At 68.5% G+C, this 23,239-nt stretch carries 16 protein-coding genes; 7 read left to right on the top strand and 9 right to left on the bottom strand.

Annotated features, from left to right (window positions below):
* Window positions 1-31: 31 nt before the first annotated feature.
* Genes EV192_RS36655 through EV192_RS36640 form a run of 4 tightly spaced genes read left to right on the top strand, consistent with a single transcriptional unit; the run spans window position 32 to window position 5,089 of the window.
* On the top strand, window positions 32-1,591 hold the full coding sequence (locus tag EV192_RS36655; RefSeq protein WP_132123216.1) for an ABC transporter substrate-binding protein: 1,560 nt from the start codon (window positions 32-34) through the stop codon (window positions 1,589-1,591).
* Between the two features lie 6 nt (window positions 1,592-1,597).
* The gene (locus tag EV192_RS36650; protein ID WP_132123215.1) at window positions 1,598-2,536 is read left to right on the top strand and encodes an ABC transporter permease; all 939 of its coding nucleotides are present in this window, start codon (window positions 1,598-1,600) and stop codon (window positions 2,534-2,536) included.
* The gene (locus EV192_RS36645) at window positions 2,533-3,360 is read left to right on the top strand and encodes an ABC transporter permease (RefSeq protein ID WP_132123214.1); all 828 of its coding nucleotides are present in this window, start codon (window positions 2,533-2,535) and stop codon (window positions 3,358-3,360) included. The genes EV192_RS36650 and EV192_RS36645 overlap by 4 nt, the downstream gene beginning before the upstream one ends.
* A gap of 1 nt (window position 3,361) precedes the next feature.
* Window positions 3,362-5,089, top strand: a complete 1,728-nt coding sequence (locus EV192_RS36640; protein WP_132123213.1) for a dipeptide ABC transporter ATP-binding protein — start codon at window positions 3,362-3,364, stop codon at window positions 5,087-5,089.
* Here the strand turns inward: EV192_RS36640 and EV192_RS36635 are convergent.
* Window positions 5,043-6,188, bottom strand: a complete 1,146-nt coding sequence (locus EV192_RS36635) for a TetR/AcrR family transcriptional regulator (protein WP_132123212.1) — start codon at window positions 6,186-6,188, stop codon at window positions 5,043-5,045. The genes EV192_RS36640 and EV192_RS36635 overlap by 47 nt on opposite strands.
* A gap of 103 nt (window positions 6,189-6,291) precedes the next feature.
* Here EV192_RS36635 and EV192_RS36630 point away from each other — a divergent pair, with 103 nt between their 5' ends.
* Together EV192_RS36630 and EV192_RS36625 are read left to right on the top strand one after the other, a co-directional pair.
* The gene (locus EV192_RS36630; protein WP_132123211.1) at window positions 6,292-8,037 is read left to right on the top strand and encodes an AMP-dependent synthetase/ligase; all 1,746 of its coding nucleotides are present in this window, start codon (window positions 6,292-6,294) and stop codon (window positions 8,035-8,037) included.
* Window positions 8,034-9,170, top strand: a complete 1,137-nt coding sequence (locus tag EV192_RS36625) for an acyl-CoA dehydrogenase family protein (protein ID WP_132123210.1) — start codon at window positions 8,034-8,036, stop codon at window positions 9,168-9,170. Before EV192_RS36630 ends, EV192_RS36625 begins: the two co-directional genes overlap by 4 nt.
* A gap of 419 nt (window positions 9,171-9,589) precedes the next feature.
* Here the strand turns inward: EV192_RS36625 and EV192_RS36620 are convergent, their stop codons facing one another.
* From EV192_RS36620 to EV192_RS36605, 4 genes are read right to left on the bottom strand one after another with little or no spacing between them, the layout of a single operon-like run.
* Window positions 9,590-10,069 (bottom strand): (2Fe-2S)-binding protein, encoded by a 480-nt coding sequence (locus EV192_RS36620; RefSeq protein WP_132123209.1) that lies wholly within the window; start codon window positions 10,067-10,069, stop codon window positions 9,590-9,592.
* Window positions 10,062-12,338, bottom strand: coding sequence for a molybdopterin cofactor-binding domain-containing protein (locus EV192_RS36615; protein ID WP_132123208.1), 2,277 nt, complete (start codon window positions 12,336-12,338; stop codon window positions 10,062-10,064). Before EV192_RS36615 ends, EV192_RS36620 begins: the two co-directional genes overlap by 8 nt.
* On the bottom strand, window positions 12,338-13,537 hold the full coding sequence (locus EV192_RS36610; RefSeq protein ID WP_132123207.1) for an oxygenase MpaB family protein: 1,200 nt from the start codon (window positions 13,535-13,537) through the stop codon (window positions 12,338-12,340). Before EV192_RS36610 ends, EV192_RS36615 begins: the two co-directional genes overlap by 1 nt.
* Window positions 13,538-13,572: 35 nt before the next feature.
* Window positions 13,573-14,787 (bottom strand): oxygenase MpaB family protein, encoded by a 1,215-nt coding sequence (locus EV192_RS36605; RefSeq protein WP_132123206.1) that lies wholly within the window; start codon window positions 14,785-14,787, stop codon window positions 13,573-13,575.
* Between the two features lie 157 nt (window positions 14,788-14,944).
* Between EV192_RS36605 and EV192_RS36600 the strand changes: the two genes are divergently transcribed.
* Window positions 14,945-15,634 carry a TetR/AcrR family transcriptional regulator gene (locus tag EV192_RS36600; RefSeq protein WP_424923416.1) on the top strand — a complete coding sequence of 230 codons (690 nt, stop codon included), beginning with the start codon at window positions 14,945-14,947 and terminating at the stop codon, window positions 15,632-15,634.
* A gap of 3 nt (window positions 15,635-15,637) precedes the next feature.
* On the opposite strand, the gene EV192_RS36595 is transcribed toward EV192_RS36600, so the two are convergent.
* From EV192_RS36595 to EV192_RS36580, 4 genes are read right to left on the bottom strand one after another with little or no spacing between them, the layout of a single operon-like run.
* Window positions 15,638-16,516 carry a hypothetical protein gene (locus tag EV192_RS36595; RefSeq protein WP_207926447.1) on the bottom strand — a complete coding sequence of 293 codons (879 nt, stop codon included), beginning with the start codon at window positions 16,514-16,516 and terminating at the stop codon, window positions 15,638-15,640.
* Window positions 16,500-19,649 (bottom strand): efflux RND transporter permease subunit, encoded by a 3,150-nt coding sequence (locus EV192_RS36590; RefSeq protein ID WP_243727304.1) that lies wholly within the window; start codon window positions 19,647-19,649, stop codon window positions 16,500-16,502. The genes EV192_RS36595 and EV192_RS36590 overlap by 17 nt, the downstream gene beginning before the upstream one ends.
* Window positions 19,650-19,652: 3 nt before the next feature.
* Window positions 19,653-20,066, bottom strand: a complete 414-nt coding sequence (locus EV192_RS36585; protein ID WP_132123205.1) for an efflux RND transporter periplasmic adaptor subunit — start codon at window positions 20,064-20,066, stop codon at window positions 19,653-19,655.
* Window positions 20,067-20,085: 19 nt separating this feature from the next.
* Window positions 20,086-23,208, bottom strand: coding sequence for an efflux RND transporter permease subunit (locus EV192_RS36580; protein WP_132123204.1), 3,123 nt, complete (start codon window positions 23,206-23,208; stop codon window positions 20,086-20,088).
* Window positions 23,209-23,239 lie beyond the last annotated feature (31 nt).

Below are 23,239 nucleotides of genomic sequence, written 5' to 3'. Positions count from 1 at the left end.
CGATCTAAAGGCTTAGAACTGGAGTTGCTCAGTGTCGCGCAGATCCCCCCGCTCCGGGCTTGCCGTGGTGCCAGGCAGGCCGGCCAGACGGCTGTCGTTCAGGTTCGGTGTCGCTCTCGTGGCGGCGACGCTCGTCGGCTGCGCCCCGCCGCAAAAGGCGGGCGACGGCGGTGGCGGTGGTGGCACGCTCCGGATCGCGGCGGCCAACGACGCGGGCGAGAGCTTGAACCCCTACGCGAGCAACCAGAGCCCGACCCAGGAGATGCGCAGCGCGCTGCTCTACGAAGGACTCACCCGGCTGGATCCCACCGGCAAGGTCGAATGGGCCCTGGCCACGGACATGACGTCGACCGCGGACTTCAGCGAGTGGACGGTCAAGCTCCGCCCCGGCGTCAAGTTCACCGACGGGAGCGACTTCACGTCGGCCGACGTGGTGGCGAGCGTCAAGTACCTGCTCGACCCCCAGCACGCCACCCAGGGGCTGGCGTTCATCGAGCGGATCAAGCCGGACGCGGTCGTGCCGGTGGACCCGTTGACCGTCAAGATCGGCCTGAGCAAACCGTTCGGCCCGTTCCGGGACATCTGGGCGAACGTCCTGCTGCCGATGACCAAGGCGGGCTCGGCACCGGACAAGCCGATCGGCACCGGCCCGTTCGCCGTCAAGTCCTTCACCCCGGGCCGCGAGTCCACACTGGAGCGATTCGACGGGTACTGGGGCGACAAGCCCAAGGTCGGCACGGTCAACGTCATCGAGTACCAGAGCCAGCAGGCACAGGCGAACGCGCTGCTGTCGAATCAGGTCGACATCGCGTCCGGCGCGACACCGACCATCGCCAAGTCGGTCGCCGGCAAGAACGGCATCGGACTCCTGGACAGCAAAGGCGACTTCACCCTGCGGATCGGTCTCAACACGACTGTGCCGCCGTTCGACGACGTGCGTGTGCGGCAGGCGCTGCGCCTTCTGATCGACCGGCAACAAGTCGTGTCCAACGCGTTCGGTGGGTACGCGCGCGTGGCGAACGACCACGAGGGCGGCACGCCACAGTGTCCGGCCGATGACCTTCCGCAGCGCACGCAGGACATTGAGCAGGCCAAGAAGCTGCTCGCCGAGGCGGGACAGAGCAAACTGTCGTTCTCGATCGCGACCGACGGACTGCTGCCGGGGATGCAGGAACTGGCCCAGGTGTTCGCGGAGAACGCCGCCAAGGCCGGGGTCAAAGTGGACGTCAACGTCGTCACGCCGCCGGAGTTCCTGTCCAAATGGGGCAAGTGGCCGGTGTTCCTCGACTTCAACCCGATTCCGTACCTGCCGACCGTGATCGGGTCGCTGCTGCCCGGCCGGGTCGGCAACGCCACGCACTGGGACAACCCCGACTTCGTCGGGCTCGCGGACCAGCTGTTCCTGGCGAGCGAACAGCGGCAGTGCGCGATCATGAGCCAGCTGCACAAGATCGAGTACGAGCAGGGCGCGAACATCACACCCGCGTTCGCCAACGTTCTCATGCCGTACCGCGACACCGTGCACGGGCTGGTGCCGGACGTGAACGGCCGGCCGCTGTCCTTCCTGACGAACGTGACAGTCGGAAGCTGAGGTGCGATGACGGTTCCGTGGCTGGTGCGTCGGCTCCTGCTCGGCGTCCTGGTGCTCGTCCTGGTGTCGGTGCTGCTCTTCGTCGTGACGCAGGGCCTGCCGGGCGACGTGGCCCGGATCATCCTGGGCAAGGACGCGACCGCCGGGCAGGTAGCCGGTCTGCGCCGGCAACTCGGGCTCGACCAGCCGCTCGTCGAGCAGTACTGGCACTGGCTCACCGGCGTGCTGACCGGGCAGATGGGAAAGTCCCTGCAGAACGGCCAGTCCGTGGTCGACATCGTCGGGCAGCGGATGCTCAACTCGTTCTTCCTGGGCTTCACCTCGATGGTCCTGATCCTCCCGCTGGCGGTGCTCGTCGGCGTCCTCAGCGCCTACAAGCGCGACAGCGTGCTGGACAAGGTGTTCGTCGCGGTGTCGTCGCTGTTCACCGCGCTGCCGGCGTTCGTCGTGGGCATGCTGCTGATCGCGTTGTTCGCCACGTCGGTCTTCGGTGTGCTCCCGGGGGTCTCGACCATCCCACCCGGGGACATGCCCTGGTGGCATCCGGCCGAGCTCGTCCTGCCGATCACCACGCTCACCCTGATGGGCGTGATGTACCTGGGACGTCTGGTGCGTGCCTCGTTCATCGACGCGATGGACAGCGAATACGTCGAGATGGCGGTCCTCAAAGGACTCAGCAGCCGCCGGATCCTGTTCCGGCACGCCCTGCCCAACGCCGTCGCGGCGAGCCTGCCGGCGGCCAGCCTGGTCGCGGCGGTCACCATCACAGGCGTCGTCGTGGTCGAGTACGTGTACTCCTACCCGGGACTTGGGACAGCGGTGGTGAGCGCGGTGAACTCCCATGACCTGCCGGTGATGCAGGCCTGCGTCCTCATTCTGGCGACCGCCTACTACGTGTTCAATCTCCTCGCGGACGTCTTCGCGGTCATGGGCAGGTCGCGATGAAGGTGCTCAGCCGCGCGGTCCGTACCGGCCAGGCAAGGCTTGGTCTCGGCCTCCTCTCGGCGGTGGGACTCGTGGTCGTGGCCGGACCTTTTCTCGCCGGCCACGCCCCGGACGCGATCGTCGGCAGCCCGTTCGCGAGCCCGAGCGCGAAGTTCTTGCTGGGCACCGACATTCTCGGCCGGGACGTGCTGAGCCGGCTGCTGCACGGCGGCGTCGACCTCACGTGGATGGCGATCCTCGCCGCGGGTCTCGGCGTTGCCCTCGGTTGCCTCGTCGGCCTCACCGCCGCCTACAAGGGCGGCGCCGTCGACGCGGTTCTCATGCGGGCCATGGACGTTCTGCTGAGCTTCCCGGAGATCGTCTTCGTGCTCCTGTTCGTGTCCATGCTCGGCCGGAGCACGCTGCTGACCTCGGTGCTCGTCGGTGTGGCGTTCGTGCCCGGCGTCTCCCGCGTGATGCGGGGCGCGGCCATCCCGGTGATCAACAGTGAGTACGTGCTCTGGGCGAAGGCGAACGGGTTGCCGTCCAGGCAGATTCTGCTCCGCGAGGTGCTGCCGGGGGTCACGTCGCCGCTCATGGTGGAGACCGGGATGCGGCTCGTGTGGGCGGTCGCGGCGATCGCCTCGCTGAGCTATCTCGGCTTCGGGGTCGCGCCGCCCGCGGCGGACTGGGGGTTGATGGTGGGCGAGAACCAGGACGGTCTTTCCGTCGCACCCCTTCCGGTGCTGGCACCGATCGGACTGATTCTGATGATGGCGCTCGGCGGCAACCTGGTGGCGGAGGCCGTCGCCAGAACAGTCGGCCGGACCGAAGGGAAGATCTGACGTGCCCAAGGAGGTGCAGGTCGCCGGCGTCACTGTGACCGTTGACGGAACTGGCAACGAAATCGTCCAGGACATCGGGTTCGAGCTCGGCCGAGGCGAGGTCATGGGCGTGGTCGGCGAGTCGGGCTCCGGCAAGAGCACGCTCGCGCTCGCTCTCCTGGGATACGCGCGGAAAGGCGCGACGATCACGGACGGACGAGTCGTGATCGACGGCGTCGATCTGCTCGCGTTGCCAGAAGGGGAGTTGCGTCGGGCGCGGGGGAGCAAGGTCGCGTACGTTCCCCAGGACCCAGCGACCGCGTTGAACCCGAGCCTGCGTCTGGCGACGCAGCTGACCGAAGGCCTGCGTTTGCCCAAGCGGGAGGCGTTGTCGCGTGTGCGGGAGTTGCTCGAAACCGTGGGACTGCCCAGCGACGACGCGTTCCTCAAACGTCATCCCCGGCAGCTCTCCGGTGGTCAACAGCAGCGCGTCGCCATCGCGATGGCGATCGCGGCCGGACCGCGACTGATCGTGTTGGACGAGCCGACAACCGGACTCGACGTCTCCACCCAGGCCCGCGTGCTGGAGTTGGTCCGAAAACTCTGTCGGGACAACGACATGGCGGCGATCTACGTCTCCCACGACCTCGCCGTCGTGGCCGACGTCGCCGACCATGTCACCGTAATGTACGGCGGTGAGGTGGTCGAAAGCGGCACCGCCGAGGACGTACTCACCCGCGCCGCCCACCCGTACACCCGCGCACTGCTGGCCGCAGTTCCATCCGCGACCGACCGGCACCACCTCGTCCCGATTCCCGGACGCGCCCCAGGCGTCGACGAACGCCGCGAGGGGTGTGTCTTCGCACCTCGGTGCAGTTACGCCGTGGCCGACTGCGAGACGACCCACCCCGCACTCGTGCCTGGGCCGTCGGGGACGCTGGCACGCTGCCTGCGTACGGACGAGGTCGTGCGGACGCCCCGAGTCCTGCCGCGCTCGAACGACACCCGCGTGGTCGATGGTCAGGACCTGTTCTCGGTGTCCGGTCTGAACGCCAGCCATGGCGGCAGGCAGATCCTGTTCGACGTGTCCTTCGGCGTCGGCCGAGGGGAGTGCCTGGCCGTGGTGGGCGAGTCGGGCAGCGGCAAGACCACGATGTCGCGATGCCTCGTCGGTCTGCATGAGGACCACGACGGGGTTCTGACGTTCGAGGGCCAACGGATTCCGGCGGGCGAGCGCGGCAAAGAGATCCGTCGCGCGGTGCAGTACGTCTTCCAGAACCCCTACGGCTCACTCAGTCCTCATCGTAGCGTCGAGAGCAGCCTGATCGTCCCTTTGCGACACTACTTCGGTGTGGACGCGCGCGAAGCCAGGAAGCGTGCGGGGGAGGCGCTCGACCGCGTGGAGATACCCGCCCGGCTCGCGTCTCGTTACCCAGCCGAACTCTCCGGGGGACAACGCCAGCGAGTCGCGATCGCCCGCGCCCTCGTGTGCGAGCCGAAGCTGCTCATCTGCGACGAGGTGACATCCGCCCTGGACGTGTCGGTGCAGGCAGCCGTGGTGGAGCTGTTGCGCTCGCTGCTCGACGACGGGCTGTCGATGATCTTCGTGACCCACAATCTCGCCGTGGTGCGGAGTATCGCGGACAACGTCGTCGTGCTGAGCCAGGGGCGGGTCGTCGAGTCGGGGGCGACCCACCCCGTACTCACTCGCTGGTCGGAGGTTCAAGAACGCGGTGAACGAGTGCCGTAGTCCTCGCCTCGGTCGCAGAACGGCCGGTGGAACGGGCCATGTCCGTGACGACGTTCAGTGCTGCGTGCACCCGGAACCGGATCCCGTCGCCGTCCAGCAACCCCACCCAGGTGTCGACGTGTCGCCGCTGTGCGACCCGCAGCTGGTGGCGGTCGGCGGGCGGCAGGTTCTCGCTCTCGGAGACGTACACCGCGGCCAGGTCGGACTGCTCGAACGTGATCCGCACATAGGTCTCGACCAACCGGTGCAGGGCCTCCGCCGGTGTGTCGGCGTCGGTCAGCGCGGCGGTGGTGGCGAGTTCCAGGCGGCTGGTCGCGCGGTGGTAGGCGGCCGCGAGCAGTTCGGCTTTGCTGGCGAAGTGCGCGTACACGCTGGAGGCGTTGATGCCTGCGGCGTCTCCGATGTCGGCGATGCTCACGGCGTGATAGCCGCGTTCGTGGAACAACCGCACGGCCTCGGCCAGTAGTCGCTCCCTGCGGGGGAGCATCGCAAGCTGCCCACGTTCACGCGGTTGCCGTTGGCCCGGCTCTGGCAGGTCGGCGGTGAGCACGGCCCGCACGCATGCGTTGATCGTGTGTTCCGCGGCGGCTCGGGCCAGGCTGGCCCGGTGGGTGGAAGGGCTCGCGATGACGCTGAGAGCGGCGGTCACCAGGGTGGCCGCGTCCAGTTTGGACAGTTCAGGCCTGGTCTCCAGCAGCGTGTCCCGCAGGCTGTGTACTGTCGTGTCGAACCGTTCGGCCAGCCGCGCCCGCTGCTCGGCAGGCAGGTGGCGGCCCTCCCATTGGTACAGCCGCGCCACGGACCGCCGGTCGAGGGTGTAGCGAACGAGCCGCCGCGTCATGGCGTCGAGTCGCTCGGCCGGGTCCTCTTGGTCGACTGCTGCCGCGGTCTCGGCGAAGCTGTCGCCGAGTTCCTCCACCGCGGCGGCGAGGACGGCCTGCTTCGTCGGGAAGTGCCGGTAGATCGCCGGTCCGGTGATGCCGACCGCCTTGGCGATGTCCTCGATGCCGACGTTGTGGAACCCGCGGGCGCAGAACAGCTCCGCGGCGGCGAGCGCGATGGTCGCCTTGCGGTCCTTCGGCCGTCGGCCTGGCGGCATGGTGTGAGTGTAGCGTCTGCTGCGCTCTCTAGCCAAAGTGCTTCTGAACTGGCATTATGGTCCATTAAGTGAATCACGGTTCGGAAGCGCTTGGGAGCAGGAGATGGTCACGGCTGAGCAGGTGCGCGCCGCGGTCGGCGCGTGGACGGTGCCCAAGTTGCTGCGGCGCAACGCCATCATGCACGGCGACCGGCCGGCGCTGACCGGCGCCGACGGGCACACCCGGACGTGGCGGGACCTGGGCGAGGAGGTGCTCGCCGTCGCGGGTGGGCTGTCCGAACTGGGCCTGCGGCGGGGTGACCGGATGCTCATCGGCATGTCCAGCCGCCCGGAGCACTGGGTTGTCGACCTCGCCGCGGTGGAGCTGGGAGCGATCCCGTGCACGACGTACGCGACCTTGAGCCCGGAGCAGATCCGGCAGGTCGCCGGGCACAGCGGAGCCACGGTGGTGGTGCTGGAAGGCCCCGCCGAACTCGCGCGCTGGGCGCCCGCGCTCGCCGAGATGCCCGAGGTGAAAGTGGTCGTTGTCGAAGACGGCCCGCACACGCGTTACGCCGATCTGCTGGCCGGGCACGCCGCGCCGATCACCGAGGCCGACCAGGGCGACCCGGTGGCGATGATCTACACGTCGGGCACGACCGGCGATCCGAAGGGTGTCGTGCTGTCCCACCGCAACGTGCTTTACCAGTGCGCGCTGCAGGAACTGGTCCAACCCGGGCCGGCGCACCCCAGGACAGTCGCGTACCTGCCGCTCGCGCACATCGCTGAGCGGGTCCTCGGCATCTACCAGCCGATCTACACGGCGGGGCACGTGACGATCTGCGCCGACGCCACCCAACTCCTCGCCACGTTGACGAAGGTGCGGCCACAGGGGTTCTTCGGTGTGCCGCGGGTGTGGGAGAAGTTCGCGGCCGGACTGCACCACGTACTGTCCACTATGGATGGCGATCTGGTCGGTCAGGCGCGGGAGTTGGCCGCCGAGGCGTACCGGATCCGGGCCACCGGCGACCCATTGCCCGACGAGCTCGCCGAGAGGCTGGCGCACGCCGACCGCGCTGTGTTGCGCCCCCTGCGAGAACGGCTTGGGCTCGCCGAAGCGGTCCGCCTGGGCAGCGGCGCCGCACCGGTTCCGGCCGAGGTGCTGGAGTTCTTCGGCAGCGTCGGCCTGTCGATCATGGAGGTCTGGGGTCTTTCCGAGACCACCGGCGCGGCCACCAGCACGTTCCCGGACCGCTACCGGGCCGGCACGGTCGGCGAAGCCATGCCAGGGATGGAGATCCGGCTCGCCGAGGATGGTGAAGTGGAGGTGCGCGGACCGCTGGTGTTCCTGGGCTACCTGCGGGCGGACGGGCGGGTCGAGCCGGCGGTGGCCGCGGACGGCTGGCTGGCCACCGGCGACATCGGCCGGTTCGACGACGACGGGCTGCTGCGGATCGTCGACCGCAAGAAGGAGATGGTCATCACCGCCAGCGGCAAGAACATCGCGCCCAGCGCGATCGAGTCGCTGCTGCGGGCGCATCCACTGATCGGCTACGCAGTCGTGGTGGGCGACCGCCGCCCGTACCTGACCGCGTTGCTCGTGCTGGACGAGGACGTGGCGAAGGCGTACGGCCTGTCCACTGAGGAGCTGGCGACAGAACCGCGTGTGCGTGAGGAGTTGGCCGCCGCCGTCCAGCGGGCGAACGAGGCGTTGTCGCGACCGGAACAGATCAAGGCGTTCCGGGTGCTCGACCGCCCGTGGGGTCCGGAAAGTGCTGAGCTGACCCCGACGCTGAAGCTTCGGCGCCGGGTGATCGAACAGCGCTACGCGGACGTGATCGATGAACTGTACGTGGGAGGCGTGTCTTGACATTGACCGACGAGCGACGTGACTTCGTGGCCGCGATCGAGGAGTTCTGCCGGCGTGAGGTCGGGACTCGCGAGCAGTGGCTGAAGCTGACCGACGGCGGCGACAACCCGCACAACGCGGAGTTGTACCGGAAGCTGGCCGAGCTGGGTTGGCTGGGGGTCGCGGTGCCGGAGGCGTACGGCGGCGCCGGCCAGAGCATGGTCGACCTGCTGCTGTTCCTGGAGACCACGGCGTACTGGCAGGCGCCGATCGGCGGGTTCGCCACGTCCGCGATCACCGCGGCCTCGTACGAGAAGTTCGGCAGCGAGGACCAGAAACGCCGAGTGCTCGGTGACTTCCTGAGCGGCACGGTGTTGGCTGTGTCGATGTCGGAGCCCGGTGCCGGTTCGGACGTCGGCGCGCTGACGTGCAAGGCCGAGCGAAGTGCCGGCGGGTGGGTCGTCAACGGCCAGAAAACCTGGTGCTCCAACGCGCACATCGCCGACCACATTCTCCTAGTCGCGCGTACGTCCACGGCGGGCGGCAAACACGACGGGCTCACCATGTTCTCCGTCCCGGCGGGAGTGGACGGGATGGTGGTGCGCGGCATCGACACCATGGGCGGCCGTGAGGTCAACGACCTGTACTTCACCGACTGCTTCCTGCCTGACGACGCGGTGGTCGGCGAGGTGGACCAAGGCTGGCGTCAGCTGATGGCGGGACTGAACCTGGAGCGGATGATCCTGGCCGGTTTGATGCTCGGCACCGCACGCAGGGCGTTCGACGACACAGTGTCCTACGTGCGGGAGCGTCAACAGTTCGGCCGTCCGGTCGGCAGTTTCCAGGCGCTGCGACACCGGCTCGCCGACCACGCCACCGAACTGGAGTGCACTCGGCTGCTGGTGCACGACGTGGCGCGGCAGATCGAGGCCGACCCGACCCGGCTGTTGCCTCGGGAGGCGTCGATGGCCAAGTTGAAGGCCACCGAGTTCGCCAAAGCCATGGCGCTGGACGGCATGCAGATGATGGGCGGCTACGGCTATGCCACGGAGTACGGTATGGAACGGCTGCTGCGATCCACCGTTGTGTCTACTGTATACGGCGGGACTAGCGAGATTCAGCGCGACATCATCGGGAAGACCTACGGACTCTGAGCCCTATGGCGTTCAGTTCGGCTGCGGTGCTCAAAAGAATGCCCTCGCCGGGCGGGCTGATCGACCAGGAGACAGGGGAACAGACTGCGTCCTGCCTCCCGGCCGACCTGCCCGAGGGGAACCATGGGCGTCAAGGGGACCTTCGCCGCTCGGCGTTGGGTTCCGCTTTCAGTCCCCTTGACACCCATGGTTTGCGAAGCACAGGTCGGCCGGGAGACAGAACGAAGCAGAGGTCTGCGGCGCGGGCACGCGCCTGGAGACGGGGATACGCCCGGTTCCGTGGCTGGGGGTGTTCGTGGTCCGTGGGGTAGGCTCTCGAAGCCGGCCCACGTGGCTCAGCCGGCCGCACGCCCGGCCTCGGCCACCAGTCCGGCCTCAGTCCTCGGCCACCAAACCCGTCCTCCCGGGTTGGGTGGGCTCTAAACCATGTTCCGGGCGCCGGCTGTGATGGCTTCGCGGATCCGGAAGTACGTGCCGCAGCGGCAGATGTTGCGGAGGCCGTCGAGGTCGGCGTTGGTGATCTCGCGGCCTTCGGCGGCGACTCGGCGGACCAGTGCCACGGCGGCCATGATCTGGCCGGGCTGGCAGTAGCCGCACTGGGCGACGTCGTGGTCGAGCCACGCCTGTTGCATCGGGTGCAGGTCTTTGCCGACCGTGGCCGGAAGTCCTTCGATGGTGGTGACTTCGTCGGTCGGCCGCAGGTCGCCGACTGGGATCGCGCAGGGGTTGACCGCCTGGCCGTTGACGAAACTCGTGCATGCCTTGCAGACGTTGATGCCGCAGCCGTACTTCGGTCCGGTGATGCCGAGGATGTCCCGCAACACCCACAACAGTCGCACGTTGTCGGCGACGTTGACGGTGACCGGCTCGCCGTTGACGCGGAAAGTGTGCTCAGGCACCGGGAGCTCCTCGGTTCAGGCCGTCGGTCGGGGAGGGTGGGACGGGCGGGACAGTCGGCTTGGGGTCGAAGGAGAGTGTGCCGTGGTTGATCGGGAAGCTGGTGGGCATCGTTCCGGTCGCGCGGCCGTACGCGCAGGCGACTGCGGCCATCGAAGCGGCGACGCCCAGTTCGCCCGCGCCGCCGGGGTTCTCCGAGGTGTTGGGCATCACGATGATCTGGAGTTCCGGTGGGGTGTTCCACTGCCGGGTGTAGAAGTAGTTGTCCCAGCTCGCTTCCAGGAAGTACCCGTCGCGCAGGTGCAGGCTTGAGGTCAACGCCTGGGCGATGCCGTCCATGATGCCGCCCATCATCTGCGCCTCCAGACCGCGCGGGTTGACGGCCAGGCCGACGTCGACGGCGAACACGGCCTTGGTGACCCGTGGTCCGGCCACGCCGTTCGGAATGGGCCGGTTGACGGTCTCGGGCCGGCAGTCGATCTCCACCAGGGCCGCGCTGACGGCCTTGTACTCGGCGTGGAAGGCGACACCCTGTGCGGTGCCGGCGGGCATTGGACGGCCCCAGTTGCCGACCTCCGCGACCTTCTGCAACACAGCGCGTGAGCGGTCGTCGCGGAGGTAGTCGTGCCGGAACTGGTACGGGTCCTTGCCCATCCGCGCGGCGAGCTGGTCGACGATGAGCTCACGGGCGCAGGTGACGTCGGGGGAGTAGACGTTGCGCATGCTGCCGGTGTTGAAGCCCTTGTCGGTTTCGCTCAGCAGCCGGGTGGCGAGGCCGAAGTTGTAGGACATCGTCTGGGACAGTTGGAAGAACGTCTCCGAGAAGCCGATGTCGCCCACTGGCAGCCGGGCGGCCATGGCGGTGATGATCTCGCCGAGCCCGTGGCTGAGGTCGGTGGCGACGCTGGTGTGTCGCTGGTCGTACGTGAGCACGGTGCCGCTGATGTACGCGGCGCGGACCCGTGAGGTGGCCATCGGGTGGGCGCGTCCCTGGCGGGCGTCGTCGGCGCGGTGCCACATCAGTTTGACGGGTTTGCCGACCTTCTGGGACACCTCCACGGCTTCCAGTGCGGCGTCGAAGAACAGCTTGCGCCCGAACGAACCGCCGCCTTCGGTGACGTGCACGGTGACCGCGCCGAGCGGCAGCCCGAGCTTGGCGGCGATGGTCTGCTGGGCCACGATCGGCGACTTCAGCGCCGCCCAGACCGAGGCGCGGTCAGGCCGGACGTCGGCGACCGCGCAGTTCGGTTCCAGCGCGCTGTTGCTGCGGAAGTGGAACGTGAACCTGCCTTCCACGGTCTGGGTGAACGGCGGCTTGAGCCCGAGCGGCAGTTCCGCGGCGGCCAGCTCCCGGAGCACCGACGAGTCGGATTTCCCTTCCGCGGTACCGGGTTTCCAGGAGACGCGCAGAGCACGTACGGCGTCGATGCACTGGCCGAATGTGTCCGCGCGTACCGCCACTCCAGTGGAGATCACCACAACGTCCGTAACTCCCGGCAGGGCACGGACTTCGTTGAGGTTGGCGACCGAGCCGACCTTGCCGTTGATGGTCGGTGGACGGCACACCATGGTTGGCTTCGCGTCCGGGATGTCGAGGTCCATCGCGAACTTCTTGCGCCCGGTCACCGCGTCCAGCGCGTCGATCCGGTTGTGCGGCTTGCCGATGACGGTGAAGTTCGGGCGTGCCGTGAGCTCGACGGGCATCTGCCGGGTTCGTGTGCTCGCGGCCTTCGTGGCGAGAGCACCGATCTCGATACGGTGGCCGGAGCGATCGGTGATCACCCCGGCTTTCAGCGTCAGGTCGGTGACCGCCACGCCGAGTTCGGTCGCCGCGGCGTCGAGCAGCCGACGCCGGGCGACGGCCGCGGCGACCCGGATCGGGGTGTAGGTCGCGATGGTCGTGTTCGAGCCGCCGGTGAGCTGGTTGAACAGCAGCTCCGGCCGGGCGTCGGCGAGCGTGACTCGCACCCGGTCCAGCGGCACGGCCAGTTCCTCGGCGATCAGCATGGCCGTCGACGTGGTGATGCCCTGCCCCACCTCGGCGCGAGGCAGCGCGAACGACACCGTGCCGTCCTGGTCGACCCCGACCGTGATCAGACCCGAAGTCGGCAAGGCCGCCACGGTCATCATGTCGTTGAGATCGAGGATCTGCGTGATGTCCGGCGAAGGCAGCTGGGCGTGGGCGGTCGGCGGCACTTCGAGTTCGGCGGCGGTGAGGAGGGTCGGCGCCGCCAGGACGTACCCGAGGAACCGCCGCCGGTCGACGCCCATCAGCTGGGACGGTTGATCGTGGGGATCTCGATCTTGGTCTGCTTGCCCTTGGTGAGATAGAACAGGATGTACTGGCGCAGGGCCTCGTCGATGGTCCAGGCGACCGGGGGGACCAGCGGCAACGGAATGAGACCTTCCCGGAACCGCACCAGGATCGGCCAGGTGTTGGCGATCAGCGGGTCCCACACCGGCTCGCGGCGGATGCCGTCCCAGTCGGCCACCTGCGTGCCGACCAGGTACCGGGCGAGCGCGTTGCACAGCGGCCGGCCGATGCTGCCGGGGCTGGTCTGTTCGGCGAGCTGGCCCAACAGAATCTCGGTCAGCTCAACGCCTTCCCGGGTCGGCCCCATCGCCGGTGGCATCACCTGGTCCGACTGCGAATTGGCGGCGGTCCAGGTGGCGGGGATGTACTCGTCCCGGATACCCAGCATGTGCGCGGTCACCTGCCACACATGCAGGTACGCGTCGGACTGGGCGGTAGTGATCGGGACCTGCCACTCGCGCATCTTGCGCATCGCGAAGGTCGGCAAGGTGTGCCAGGTGACCAGCATGTCGTTCTGGCTGATCGGAACTTCGCCGGTCCAGTTGGGGGACTGTGGCAGCAGGTGTCGTACCGCCGCATGCACCAGCCGGGTCTTCACGGCGTTGACCACACAGGAGCCGTCTGGCTGGTACGCGTTCAAGGCCCCGACGGCGAAGCCGAGGATGCTGGTCTTGGCGACGCGGTCTTCCATGTTCGCGCCGCCCTTGGAGTAGTAGACCGCGCGGGCCTCCTTGGGAATGGCGGTGCTGAGCATGCCGCCACCGACGCCGTTGAGCAGGTTGAGGTACAGGCCCCTGGACTTGTTGAACTCGGCCGCGGTGGTCAGCTTGCCCTTGTCCGCCCACGACGGCAGTTGACGTGCTTTCTCGATGAACGCCCGCAGATCGTCCGGCAGGCCGTCGGGCAAGGGCTGGTCGTTGCGGTTCCAGTTCCACAGTAGACGGTTGGCCTCGGGCACGGCGCCGCGGTCGAGCAGCGAGGCCACCAACGGGTCGGCCTCCTCGTCCCAGACCCAGCGCGGGTCGGCCCCGGCGCCGGACCCCGCGATCGAACCGCTCGGCGCCCACGCCCAAGCCGGGGACGCCATGCCCAGCGCGCTGAGCGCCCCCAACGCCCCGCCCGAGATCAACATCTTGCGCCTGCTGAGCTCTGCCATACCTGGTACTCCTCGTCGAGTGGTGGTCGCCGGCGTCAGGACGGTCGGTTGGCCTGCGGGATCTCGATGCTGATCGGCCGCGCTTCGGACAGGAACAGCAGCATCGATTTACGGAGGAATTCGTCGAAAAGCCAATAGGCCTGCGGTGCGCCGGGGAAGGGCAGAAGGCCTTCGCGGAACGCGATGAACGGCCCCCACGCCGTTTTCAGCAGCGGGTCCCAGATCGGCTCGCGGGGGATCCGCAGCCAGTCGGCGATCCGGTCGCCGAGCAGGAACCGCGTGAACGAGCCGAGGATGGGCTTGCTGAGCACACCGCCGTCGACCACAGATCCGAGGCCGAGGAGGATGTCGGCCAGCGCGATGCCCTCCGGGGTCGGCGCCAGCACCGGGTCAAGGACCTGTTTGGCCTGGGAGTTGGCCGCGTCCCAGGTCGCGGGGATGTACTCGTCCTTGATGCCCAGCATGTGCCCGCCCACCTGCCACGAATGCAAGAAGGCCGCGGACTCGGCGGCCGGGATCGGCACCCGCCACGCGACCAGCTTCTGCATGACGGTCGTGGGCAGGCTGTGCCAGGTGACCATCATGGCCGCCTGGCTGATCGGGATCTGCTCGTCGGCGACCGCCTCCCAGCCCGGTGACTGCGGCAGCAGGTGCCGGACAGCCGCGTGCACCAGCCGGGTCTTCACGCAGGTCACGATCATTTCGCCGTCAGGGTCGAAGGCGTTGCGCGTGCCGATGTCGTACCCGAGTTTGGCGGTCTTGGAGATGCGGTCCTTCATGTCGGCGCCGCCCTTGGAGTAGTAGACCGCGCGCGCCTCCTTGGGGATGGCCGTGCTCATCATTCCGCTGGCCAGGCCGTACAACACGCCGAGGTAGAGACCGCGTTTCTCGTTGAAGTCGTAGGCGGTGGCCAGCTTGCCGCGGTCGACCCAGGACGGCAGCTGCCTGGCCTGCTCCATGAAGTCCCGCAGGTCCGCCGGCAGCCCAGCCGGCAACGGCTGGCCGTTCTTGGTCCAGGTCCGCAGCAGTTCGTTGACCCTGGGCACGTCACCCCGGTCGAGCAGCGAGGCGACCAGCGGGTCGGCCTGCTCGTCCCAGACCCACCGTGGGTCGGTGCCCGCCCCCGTGCCCGCCACCGACCCCTTGGCCGACCACGTCCACGCCTGCGCGGGCGCCGCGAAACTCAGCGCTCCGGTCGCGGCCAACGCGCCACCCGCCATCAACACGTTGCGCCTGCTGAGCTTGTCCATGCCGACGATCCTCCTTGGCCGAAAGCATTTTTGATATGCTGATACAGGACATGGAACCGTGTATCATCCATCACAGCACACCGTGGTGGTCATCACAAGACCCGTCGTGACAGCCGATGGCGATGGCGGCAGAATCAGTCGCCTGGAGGAGGTGGCCGTGGAACCGACACTGCCGGTACTCATGGGGCCGGGCCCGGAGTCGTTGCTGGAGCGCGCGTACATCGACGCTGTCGAACAAGTCGACGACATGGACCCGGTCCGCACGCGGGTACTCGACGCGGCGTACGAACAGTTCTGCCGGATGGGTCTCCGACGGTCCACAATGGAGGATGTGGCCCGCAGGGCCGGGGTGTCCCGGATCACCGTCTACCGGCGGTTCACCACGAAGGACGCGTTGGTCGAAGACGTGGTGCGGCGGGAGTTCCGGCGGTACTTCGACCAGTTCCTGATCGACATCGAACAGGCCGACACCGTCGCCGACCGGGTGGTGATGGGCTTTGTCAGCTCACTGCGCGCGTTCCGGCGCAACCCCTTGATCGGCGGCCTGATCGCCGCGGAGCCCGACCTGATCGTTCCCTCGATAGTCAGCGACGGCGGCCAGACCCTCGCCACCGTGCGGCAGTTCGTCGCGGGCCAACTCCGCCGCGAACAACGTGCCGGCAACGTGTCGAGCGATCTGGACGCCGACCTGGTGGCCGAGATGATGGTCCGGGTGTCCACCTCGTTCCTGGCGATCCCCAGCGAGTTGATCGACCTTGACGACAACGAGCAGCTGGCCGCGGTGGCCCGTCAGTTCCTGGTGCCGATGTTGGAACCACGACGAGCCACTGGCGACCCAGTCAGTTGAGCGTCAGCAGGGCGGTGCCTGGAGTGTCTGGTGCGCGGCCGGGGTGCGGCCGTACACGTCCGGGCTCACCTGGCGGCCGTGCGCGTCCAGTGCCAGCGCCCTGTCCCGGGCCCTGGTGACGCCGGCCGGGCAGAGGTGCCTGAACCTGGTCAGTTGCAGGATCTCCGGGTGCGTGTCGCCGATCGCGTCGACCCGGACGACACCGACGCCGGGCGCGTAGAACTTGCGGTGGTGTCCGCCGGCCGGATCGAGCGGGCCGAACTCGTCGGTGACGAGGACGTCGTCGTAACACCCCGTGGTCACGCAGGTGTGCTGGCCGGTCTGGAAGACCTGGGCGCAGTCCTTGAACTCGATGGCCGGCGCGAGCCCCTGCAGGTACGCCGGGGTGCCGACGGTCGGGTTGGCGAGCATGCCGATGCCCGCGTGTGCCTTGGCGAGACCCGAGATCCAGACGTTGGGAGCGCCGGTGAACACGCCGTTCTCGTACTCCTCCGGGTACTCACCGAGATTCCACACCGCGCCCTGCTTGTCCTGGGCCATGAACGCCAGTTCGGCCTCCTGGATCGCGTGGTGCGGCCCGAAGTCCTCGTCGAGCAGGACCATGCTGGGCACGCCGTCGATCACCTTGGTCAGGTCGGTCACGGTCGTCACCACAGTGTGCGCCGCACCGTCCACTGTGCCCTTGAGCACCCACTTGGTGCCCGGCACCAACGGGAAGAACTTGTGGTCGACCTTGGGCACCGCGGGGAAGTCGTTGCGGTGCAACGTGAGCGGCCCACCGCAGTCGGTGGCCTGGGCGGCCGCCGGGGTCGCCGGGACCAGCAGCAGCGGGGCGAGCAGGACGCCCACCAGTCCTGTTCGGACACTATGTCGAAGGCTCATCGGTGTCTCCTCCCAAAGCGCGCCGCCGGCGGCCGAACCGCAGGTAGAGCGACGGCACGACGAACAGGTTGAGCAGGGTCGACGTGACCAGGCCGCCCAGGATCACCACCGCGAGCGGGTACTCGATCTCATGGCCGGGCCGGTCGCCGAGGACGACCAGGGGAACCACGGCGAGCGCGGTCGCCAGCGACGTCATCAGGATCGGCGACAGCCGTTCCCGCGCGGCGCGCAGCACGAGGCCAGGGCCGAACGGCACGCCTTCGACGGTTTCCAGGTGTTGGCTGTGGTTGATCAGCAGGATCCCGTTGCGCGCGGCGATCCCGAACACGGTGAAGAACCCGACCAACGACCCGAGCGAGATGACCGCGCCGGAGATGTAGGCCGCGATGACACCCCCGACCAGGGCCATCGGCAAGGTGAGGAACACCAGCACGGCCAACCGCCAGTTGCCGAACGACACCTGCAGCAGCAGGAGGATCACCAGGCCGGCGACGATCGCGATCTCCAACAGCCGGTTCTGCGCGGCCTGCCGCGCCTGGTACTCGCCGAGGATCTCCGCGTGGTAGCCGAGCGGGAACTGGACCGAGTCCAACGCGGTCCGCACGTCGCGGGTCACCGAACCGAGGTCGCGGCCGCTCACGTTGGCCGCCACGTCGATCCGGCGCGAGTCGGCCTGCCGCTCGATCAGGTTCGGCACCGGCTGCACGCTGACCTTCGCCACGTCCCCGAGCCGCACCGGCTTGCCGGACGGGGTGTCGATCGGCAGCTCGCTGATGGCCTGCACGTTGTCCCGGGTCGCCGGGGTGCTCCACACGACGACGTCGTACGCCTTGCCGTCGCGGAAGATGTCGCCGACCTCCTCGCCCGCGACCAGGGTGGACGCGGCCCGGCGGACGTCGCCCGGCTTGAGCCCGACCTGGGCCGCCTTGGCCAGGTCCACCTCGACCTGCACCTGCGGCTGGTCCACCTGCAGCTCGGTGTGGTCGTCCACGATCCCGGGGATGCCGGACAGCTTGTGCAGCACCTCGGCGGCCTTCGCCCGGATGGTCGGCAGGTCCTGGCCGTAGATCCGGATCACGACCGGCTCCTTCGACCCGGTGAGCACCTCCTCGATCCGTTCGTTCAGGTACGTCTGCACGTCGTGGAACAGGCCGGGATGCGCCTTCACCACGTCCTCGATCGCGGTCAGGGTCTTGTCGTAGTCGACGTCGGGGGCGACGCTGATCCAGTTCTCGCCGAAGTTGACACCGGCCACCTCCTCGCCGAGGAACGCCTGTCCGATGTGCGAACCGAAGCTCTGCACGCCGGGGATGGCGCGCAGTTCGTCGCTGATCTGCGTGGTGATCCGCGCCTCCTCGGCCGCGGACGTGCCGGGGGTGGTCACCCAGTGGATCAGGAAGTTCCGTTCCTTGAAGTGCGGGAACAGCGACTCGCCGAGGAACGGCACCAGCAGCAGGCCGGCCAGGATGATCACCGCGGTGGCCGCGTAGATTCGCCGTGACCGGTTCACGATGCGGCCGAGCAGGCTGGTGTAACCGCGTTGCAGCCATCGGACGATCGGCGACTCACGCCGTTCGACCCTGGTGCGGCGCAACAAGATCAAGCACAGCGCGGGCGTGACCGTCAACGCGATCACCATGGACGCGCCGATCGCCAGCGTGTATGACACCGCGAGCGGGGCGAAGAACGAGCCGATCAGCCCCTCCAGCAGGAACACTGGGATGACGGCCGCGACGATGATCAGCGTCGCGTACACGATCGGACTTCGCACTTCCAAGGACGCGGACAGGATCACCGCCGCGGTCGACCGCTTGCCGCCTTCGCGCCGGTGTTCTCGCAGCCGTCTCAGGATGTTCTCCACGTCGATGATCGCGTCGTCCACCACCGCGCCCAATGCCAGCACCAGCCCGGCCAGCGTCATCGTGTTCACGGTCGCGCCCCGCCAGTGCAGCACCAGCATCGCCGCCATCAGCGACAACGGAATAGTGAGCAGGCTGATCAGCGCGACCCGCCACTCGAACAGGAACAGCATCAGGATCAACACGACCAGCAGGAAGCCCAGCACCAGCGCCTGGGTCAGGTTGTCGATCGACGTCTCGATGAAGTTCGACTGTCGGAACACGTTCGTGTCGAACGCGATCCCGGGCAGGCCGGGCTGCATCGAGTTGACGGCCTCGGTCACCCCGCGGGTGATGTCCAGCGTGTCGCCCCACGGCAGTTTCTCCACGACCAGGAGCAGGCCGGGGCCGTCGTTGATGATGGCGTCACCGATCAGCGGCTGATGGTCCTGTTTCACGTCGGCCACCGCGTTCAGCGGCACCGGCTGGCCGTCCTTGTTCTGCGCGGTGGCCCGGCCGAGGTCGGCCTCGGTCAGGATCGGCAGGACGTGCCGGATGCCCAGGCGTTGGTCGCTGGTCTCGACCGCGCCGCCGGTGCCGATCACCGAGCCGGAGGAGAACTTCAGCAGGCCCGAGTCGACCGAGTCGGCGGTCGCCTCCATGACCCCGTCCAGGGTCACCCCGGCCGCCTGCATCTTGCCCGGATCGACCTGCACGGTGGTCATCTGCAGCCGTTCGCCCCAGATCGCCACGTTGGCGACCCCCGGCACGCGCAGGATCTTCGCGCGGATCGTCCAGTACGCCATCATCGACATGGAGATCAGCGAATGGTCCTTCGAGGACATCCCGATCTGCATGACCCGCGCGGTCGCCGCCAGCGGCGGCAACATTATCGGGGGAGCGGCCCAGGTCGGCAGGCTCGGCGTCACGTTGGACAGCCGTTCGGCCACCAACTGCCGGGCCTTCAGCACGTCCGTGCCCGGCTGGAAGATCATCTCGATGGACGACAGCTGCGGCACCGACTTCGACCGCAGGTCGTCCAGCCCGGGAATGCCGTTGAGCGCCTGTTCCAGCGGGACCGTGACCAGCGACTCCACGTCCGCCGTGGACAGTCCGAGGCAGTTGGTCTGCACCTCGACGCGGGGCGGCGCGAACTCGGGGAAGACGTCCACGCGCATGTCCCGGATCTGGATCACGCCGACGGCCATCATCGCCGCCGCGGCGGCGACCACGAGGTAACGGAACTTCAGGCTGGAGCCGACGATCCACCCCATCAGCGTGCGGCGGCGTGTCATCGTTCAGCCCCCGTCGACCCCGTACTCGGTGCCGAGCAGCTCGGCCGCGCCGACAGTGACCACCGTGGTGCCGGGTGGCAGTCCGGACTGCAGGGTGACCACCTGACCGGACACCTTGCCGATCGTCACCGCCTGCCGGATGTACGTGTCCGGCTCCGGGTTGGTGAACGCCCAGGTCTTGCCGTCCTTGTCGTACAGCACGGCGGACAACGGGATGGTCGGTCCGGCCGGCTCGGTCCTGATGCCGATCCGGTTGACCGCGTCGGGAGTCAGGGTCAGCTTGCTGACCTCGGACCCGGAGACGGGTTCGACCTTCGCCGGCGCCGCGTCGGGGGCGGACGTGGCCTCGGTGGCGGCGCATCCACTCAGTGCCAGGACGGCGACCGCGCACGCGGCCCAACGGATTCGGTGACGCATGTCCCCTCCTGGGAGTTCGTCAGTCAAGGTCGTCCGCCGTCGCGGGCGATGTGGCCCGGGGCGCGAACCGCAGGTACAGCGCGGGAACCACGAACAACGTCAGCAGCGTGGACGTCACCAGGCCGCCGAGGACGACCGCGGCGAGCGGCCGCAGGATCTCCAGCCCGGCGACGTCCCCGAACAGCACCAGCGGAACGAGCGCGACCGCCGCGGTCAGGGCCGTCAGGACGACGGGACCGACGCGTTCTCGCGTCACCCGCGTGACCAGTTCAAGGCTGCGTGGTTCCGTGCTCTCGGCGTCCTGACAGCTCCGTACGAGCACGACAATGTTGCGTGCGGCGATGCCGAAGACCGTGAGCAGGCCGACGAGTGCGCCGAGCGACGTGAGGCCGCCGGTCGGCCAGGCGGCCACCACACCGCCCACCAGGGCGAGCGGCAGCACCAGCAACACCACTGTGGCCAGCCGCCAGCTGCGGAAGGCCGCCTGCAGCAGCAGGAAGATCACGACCAGGACGATCAGCCCGAACCCGGCGACGCGCCACGTCGTGTCCTGTCGCGCGGCCTGGTCGCTGAGCACCTCGGCGCGATACTCCAACGGCATGGTCATCCGGCCGACGCGATCTCGTACGTCGTCGAGGATCGGGGTGAGGTCACGGCCGTTCACGTTCGCGGTGACGTCGATCGCGCGGGACGTGTCGTCGTGCTTGATCACCGTCGGGTACGGCGTGACGTGCACGCCTGCGATGTCGCCGAGCCGTACGTGGTCCCCGGCCGGCGTGTCGATCAGCAGGTCGTTGAGGGCGGCGGGGTTCCCGCGGGTCTCCGGCGCGCCCCACACCACGACGTCGAAGATCTTCTGGTCCTCGTACAGGCTGCCGACGGCGAGGCCGGAGAAGAACGTGGCGGCGGCGCGTCGGACGTCACCGGGTTTGATCCCGTACCGCTGGGCGGCCCCCAGGTCGACCTTGACCTCGAGGGTCGGCTCCTCCGGCTCGGCGTGCACCTTGGCCTCGACCACGCCACGGACGCCGGCGATGGCCTGCCGGACCTCCTCGGCCTTGCCCTTGAGGGTGCTGAGATCGATCCCGTAGACCCGGACGGTGAGCGCGGCCGGGTCGACCTTGGCCTGGTCGAGCCGGTCCTGCTCGTAGGTGAGCACGTCGCTGTGCAGACCCGGGTAGGCGCGCATGGTGCGGGTGACCGCGGCCAGGGTGCCGTCGTAGTCGGCCGAGTCGGCCAGGTCGACCCACAGTTCACCGGAGTTGACGTTGACGATCTGGTCGGCGGCGACCGCGCGGCCGATGTGCGCGCCGACGTCCCGCACGCCGGCGATCCGGCGCAGGTCCTGGGTGGCGGCCGTGGTGATCCGGCTCATCTCGGCCAGTGACGTGCCGGGCACGGACTCCCAGCGCACCAGCAGGTTGCGGTCCCGGACCGGCGGAACCAGCGCCTGGCTGCCCGGCTGGGGGATGACCGCGAGCGCGGCCAGGACGAGCACGCCGACGGCGATGAACGCGTTCCTGCGCCAGCGGAGGAACAGCGGCGCCAGGCGATCGAAAACCTTGTGCGCCAGCCACACCAGTGGATTCGTCCGGCGCCGGACCGGTCCACGGGACAGCAACAGCACCGACAGCGCCGGCGTGACCACCAGGGCCACTACGGTCGACGCCGCGACAGCGAACGCGTACGAAAGCACGATGGGTGTCCAGAAGGCGCCGGCGACGCTGTCGATGGCCAGCAACGGCAGCGGGGCGAGCAGGAGGATCAGGGTCGCGTAGAAGGTCGGGCCCCGGATCGCGGCCAGTGCGTCGGCCGCGACCGTCGAGACCGGCCGGTCATCGCCGGAGTCGCGGTGTTCCCGGAGTCTGCGCCGGATGGTCACGACGTCGCCGACGGCGTCGTCGATGATCACGCCGAGCGCGACCACCAACCCGGCGAGAACCGCCATGTTGAACGTGGTGCCGCGCAGGTACAGCACGTACATCGCGGTGAGCAACGACAACGAGATCGCCACGAACCCGATCAGGGCCGCGCGCAGCGAGAACAGCGCCAGTCCGAGCAGGACGGCGACACCGATCAGGCCGATCAGCGCCCACCGGCCGAGGTTGTCCAGCGCGGACGCGATGAACGTGGCCGGCCGGTGCACGGTGGTGTCGATCTCGACGTCGCCCAGGCCCGGCTTGAGCGCGGACATGGCGTCCTCGACGGCCTTGGTCACCGCGACCGTGTCCGCGTCCGGCGTCTTCTCGACCACCAGCATAATGCCCTGGCCGGAGTCCAGCACGGTGTCGCCGATCAGCGGCTGGTGGTCCTCCACGACGTTCGCCACGTCGCTCAGCCGTTTGGTCTGCCCGGCCTGCAGGTCCTCGACGGTCACCGCGGACAGGTCGTTGGCCGTGGTGATCGGCAGCACGTGCTGGATGGACAGCCGTTGCGAAGGCATGTCCACGAAACCGCCGGTACCTGGCGTCGAAGCCTCCACGAAGGACAGGGACGACACCCACAACGCGTTGCCGGTCGTGGTCAGCACCTGAGTCAAGGTGACACCCTGGTCACGCAGCTTGGCGGAGTCCACCTGGACCTGGAGTTGACGGTCGCGCTGCCCCCAGATGGCCACGTTCGCCACGCCGGGCACCCCCATCAGCTTCGGCCTGATCTTCCAGCGGGCCAGCACCGACAGGTCGATCAGGGACAGGTCCTTCGCCTTGAGCCCGATCATCAGCACCCGGCTGGTCGACGAAGTGGACTGCAGCATGACCGGGCCGCCGCCGACGTTCGGCAGCGCGTGCGCCTGGGTGAGCCGCTCCTGCACCGCCTGGCGGGCCTGCAGCAGGTCGGTGCCGGCCTTGAAGGTCAGGTCGATCGACGAGAGGCCGGGTGCGGACTCCGACCGGATCTGGTCCAGCCAGGCCACCCCGTTGAGCAGGTCCTGCTCGATCGGGACGGTGATCAGCTGTTCCACCTCGGCGGCGGACAGGCCGAGCGCCTCCGCCTGGATCCGCACCTGCGGTGGCCCGAACTCGGGGAACACGTCGGTCGACGCGTTCGGCAGCTGCGCCACGGCGAGCCCGACGACCGCGGCGACGGCGCCGATCAGCAGGACCCGGAACTTCAAACTCAACGCCACGATCGCCCGGGTCATCGACTACTCCAGGTATGCGCGGCACGTTTGG

The sequence above is a fragment of the Actinocrispum wychmicini genome (genome assembly GCF_004345645.1).
Taxonomy (GTDB): Bacteria; Actinomycetota; Actinomycetes; order Mycobacteriales; family Pseudonocardiaceae; genus Kibdelosporangium; species Kibdelosporangium wychmicini.
Note: the sequence above shows the minus strand (reverse complement) of the source record. Positions and strands in the feature narration are given on the sequence as shown.

Coding starts and splice junctions, on each gene's coding strand:
- EV192_RS36650 (WP_132123215.1), top strand. CDS start 1,598: ATGACGGTTCCGTGGCTGGTGCGTCGGCTCCTGCTCGGCGTCCTGGTG.
- EV192_RS36645 (WP_132123214.1), top strand. CDS start 2,533: ATGAAGGTGCTCAGCCGCGCGGTCCGTACCGGCCAGGCAAGGCTTGGT.
- EV192_RS36635 (WP_132123212.1), bottom strand. CDS start 6,188: ATGCCGCCAGGCCGACGGCCGAAGGACCGCAAGGCGACCATCGCGCTC.
- EV192_RS36630 (WP_132123211.1), top strand. CDS start 6,292: ATGGTCACGGCTGAGCAGGTGCGCGCCGCGGTCGGCGCGTGGACGGTG.
- EV192_RS36615 (WP_132123208.1), bottom strand. CDS start 12,338: ATGGGCGTCGACCGGCGGCGGTTCCTCGGGTACGTCCTGGCGGCGCCG.
- EV192_RS36610 (WP_132123207.1), bottom strand. CDS start 13,537: ATGGCAGAGCTCAGCAGGCGCAAGATGTTGATCTCGGGCGGGGCGTTG.
- EV192_RS36605 (WP_132123206.1), bottom strand. CDS start 14,787: ATGGACAAGCTCAGCAGGCGCAACGTGTTGATGGCGGGTGGCGCGTTG.
- EV192_RS36595 (WP_207926447.1), bottom strand. CDS start 16,516: ATGAGCCTTCGACATAGTGTCCGAACAGGACTGGTGGGCGTCCTGCTC.
- EV192_RS36590 (WP_243727304.1), bottom strand. CDS start 19,649: ATGACACGCCGCCGCACGCTGATGGGGTGGATCGTCGGCTCCAGCCTG.
- EV192_RS36585 (WP_132123205.1), bottom strand. CDS start 20,066: ATGCGTCACCGAATCCGTTGGGCCGCGTGCGCGGTCGCCGTCCTGGCA.
- EV192_RS36580 (WP_132123204.1), bottom strand. CDS start 23,208: ATGACCCGGGCGATCGTGGCGTTGAGTTTGAAGTTCCGGGTCCTGCTG.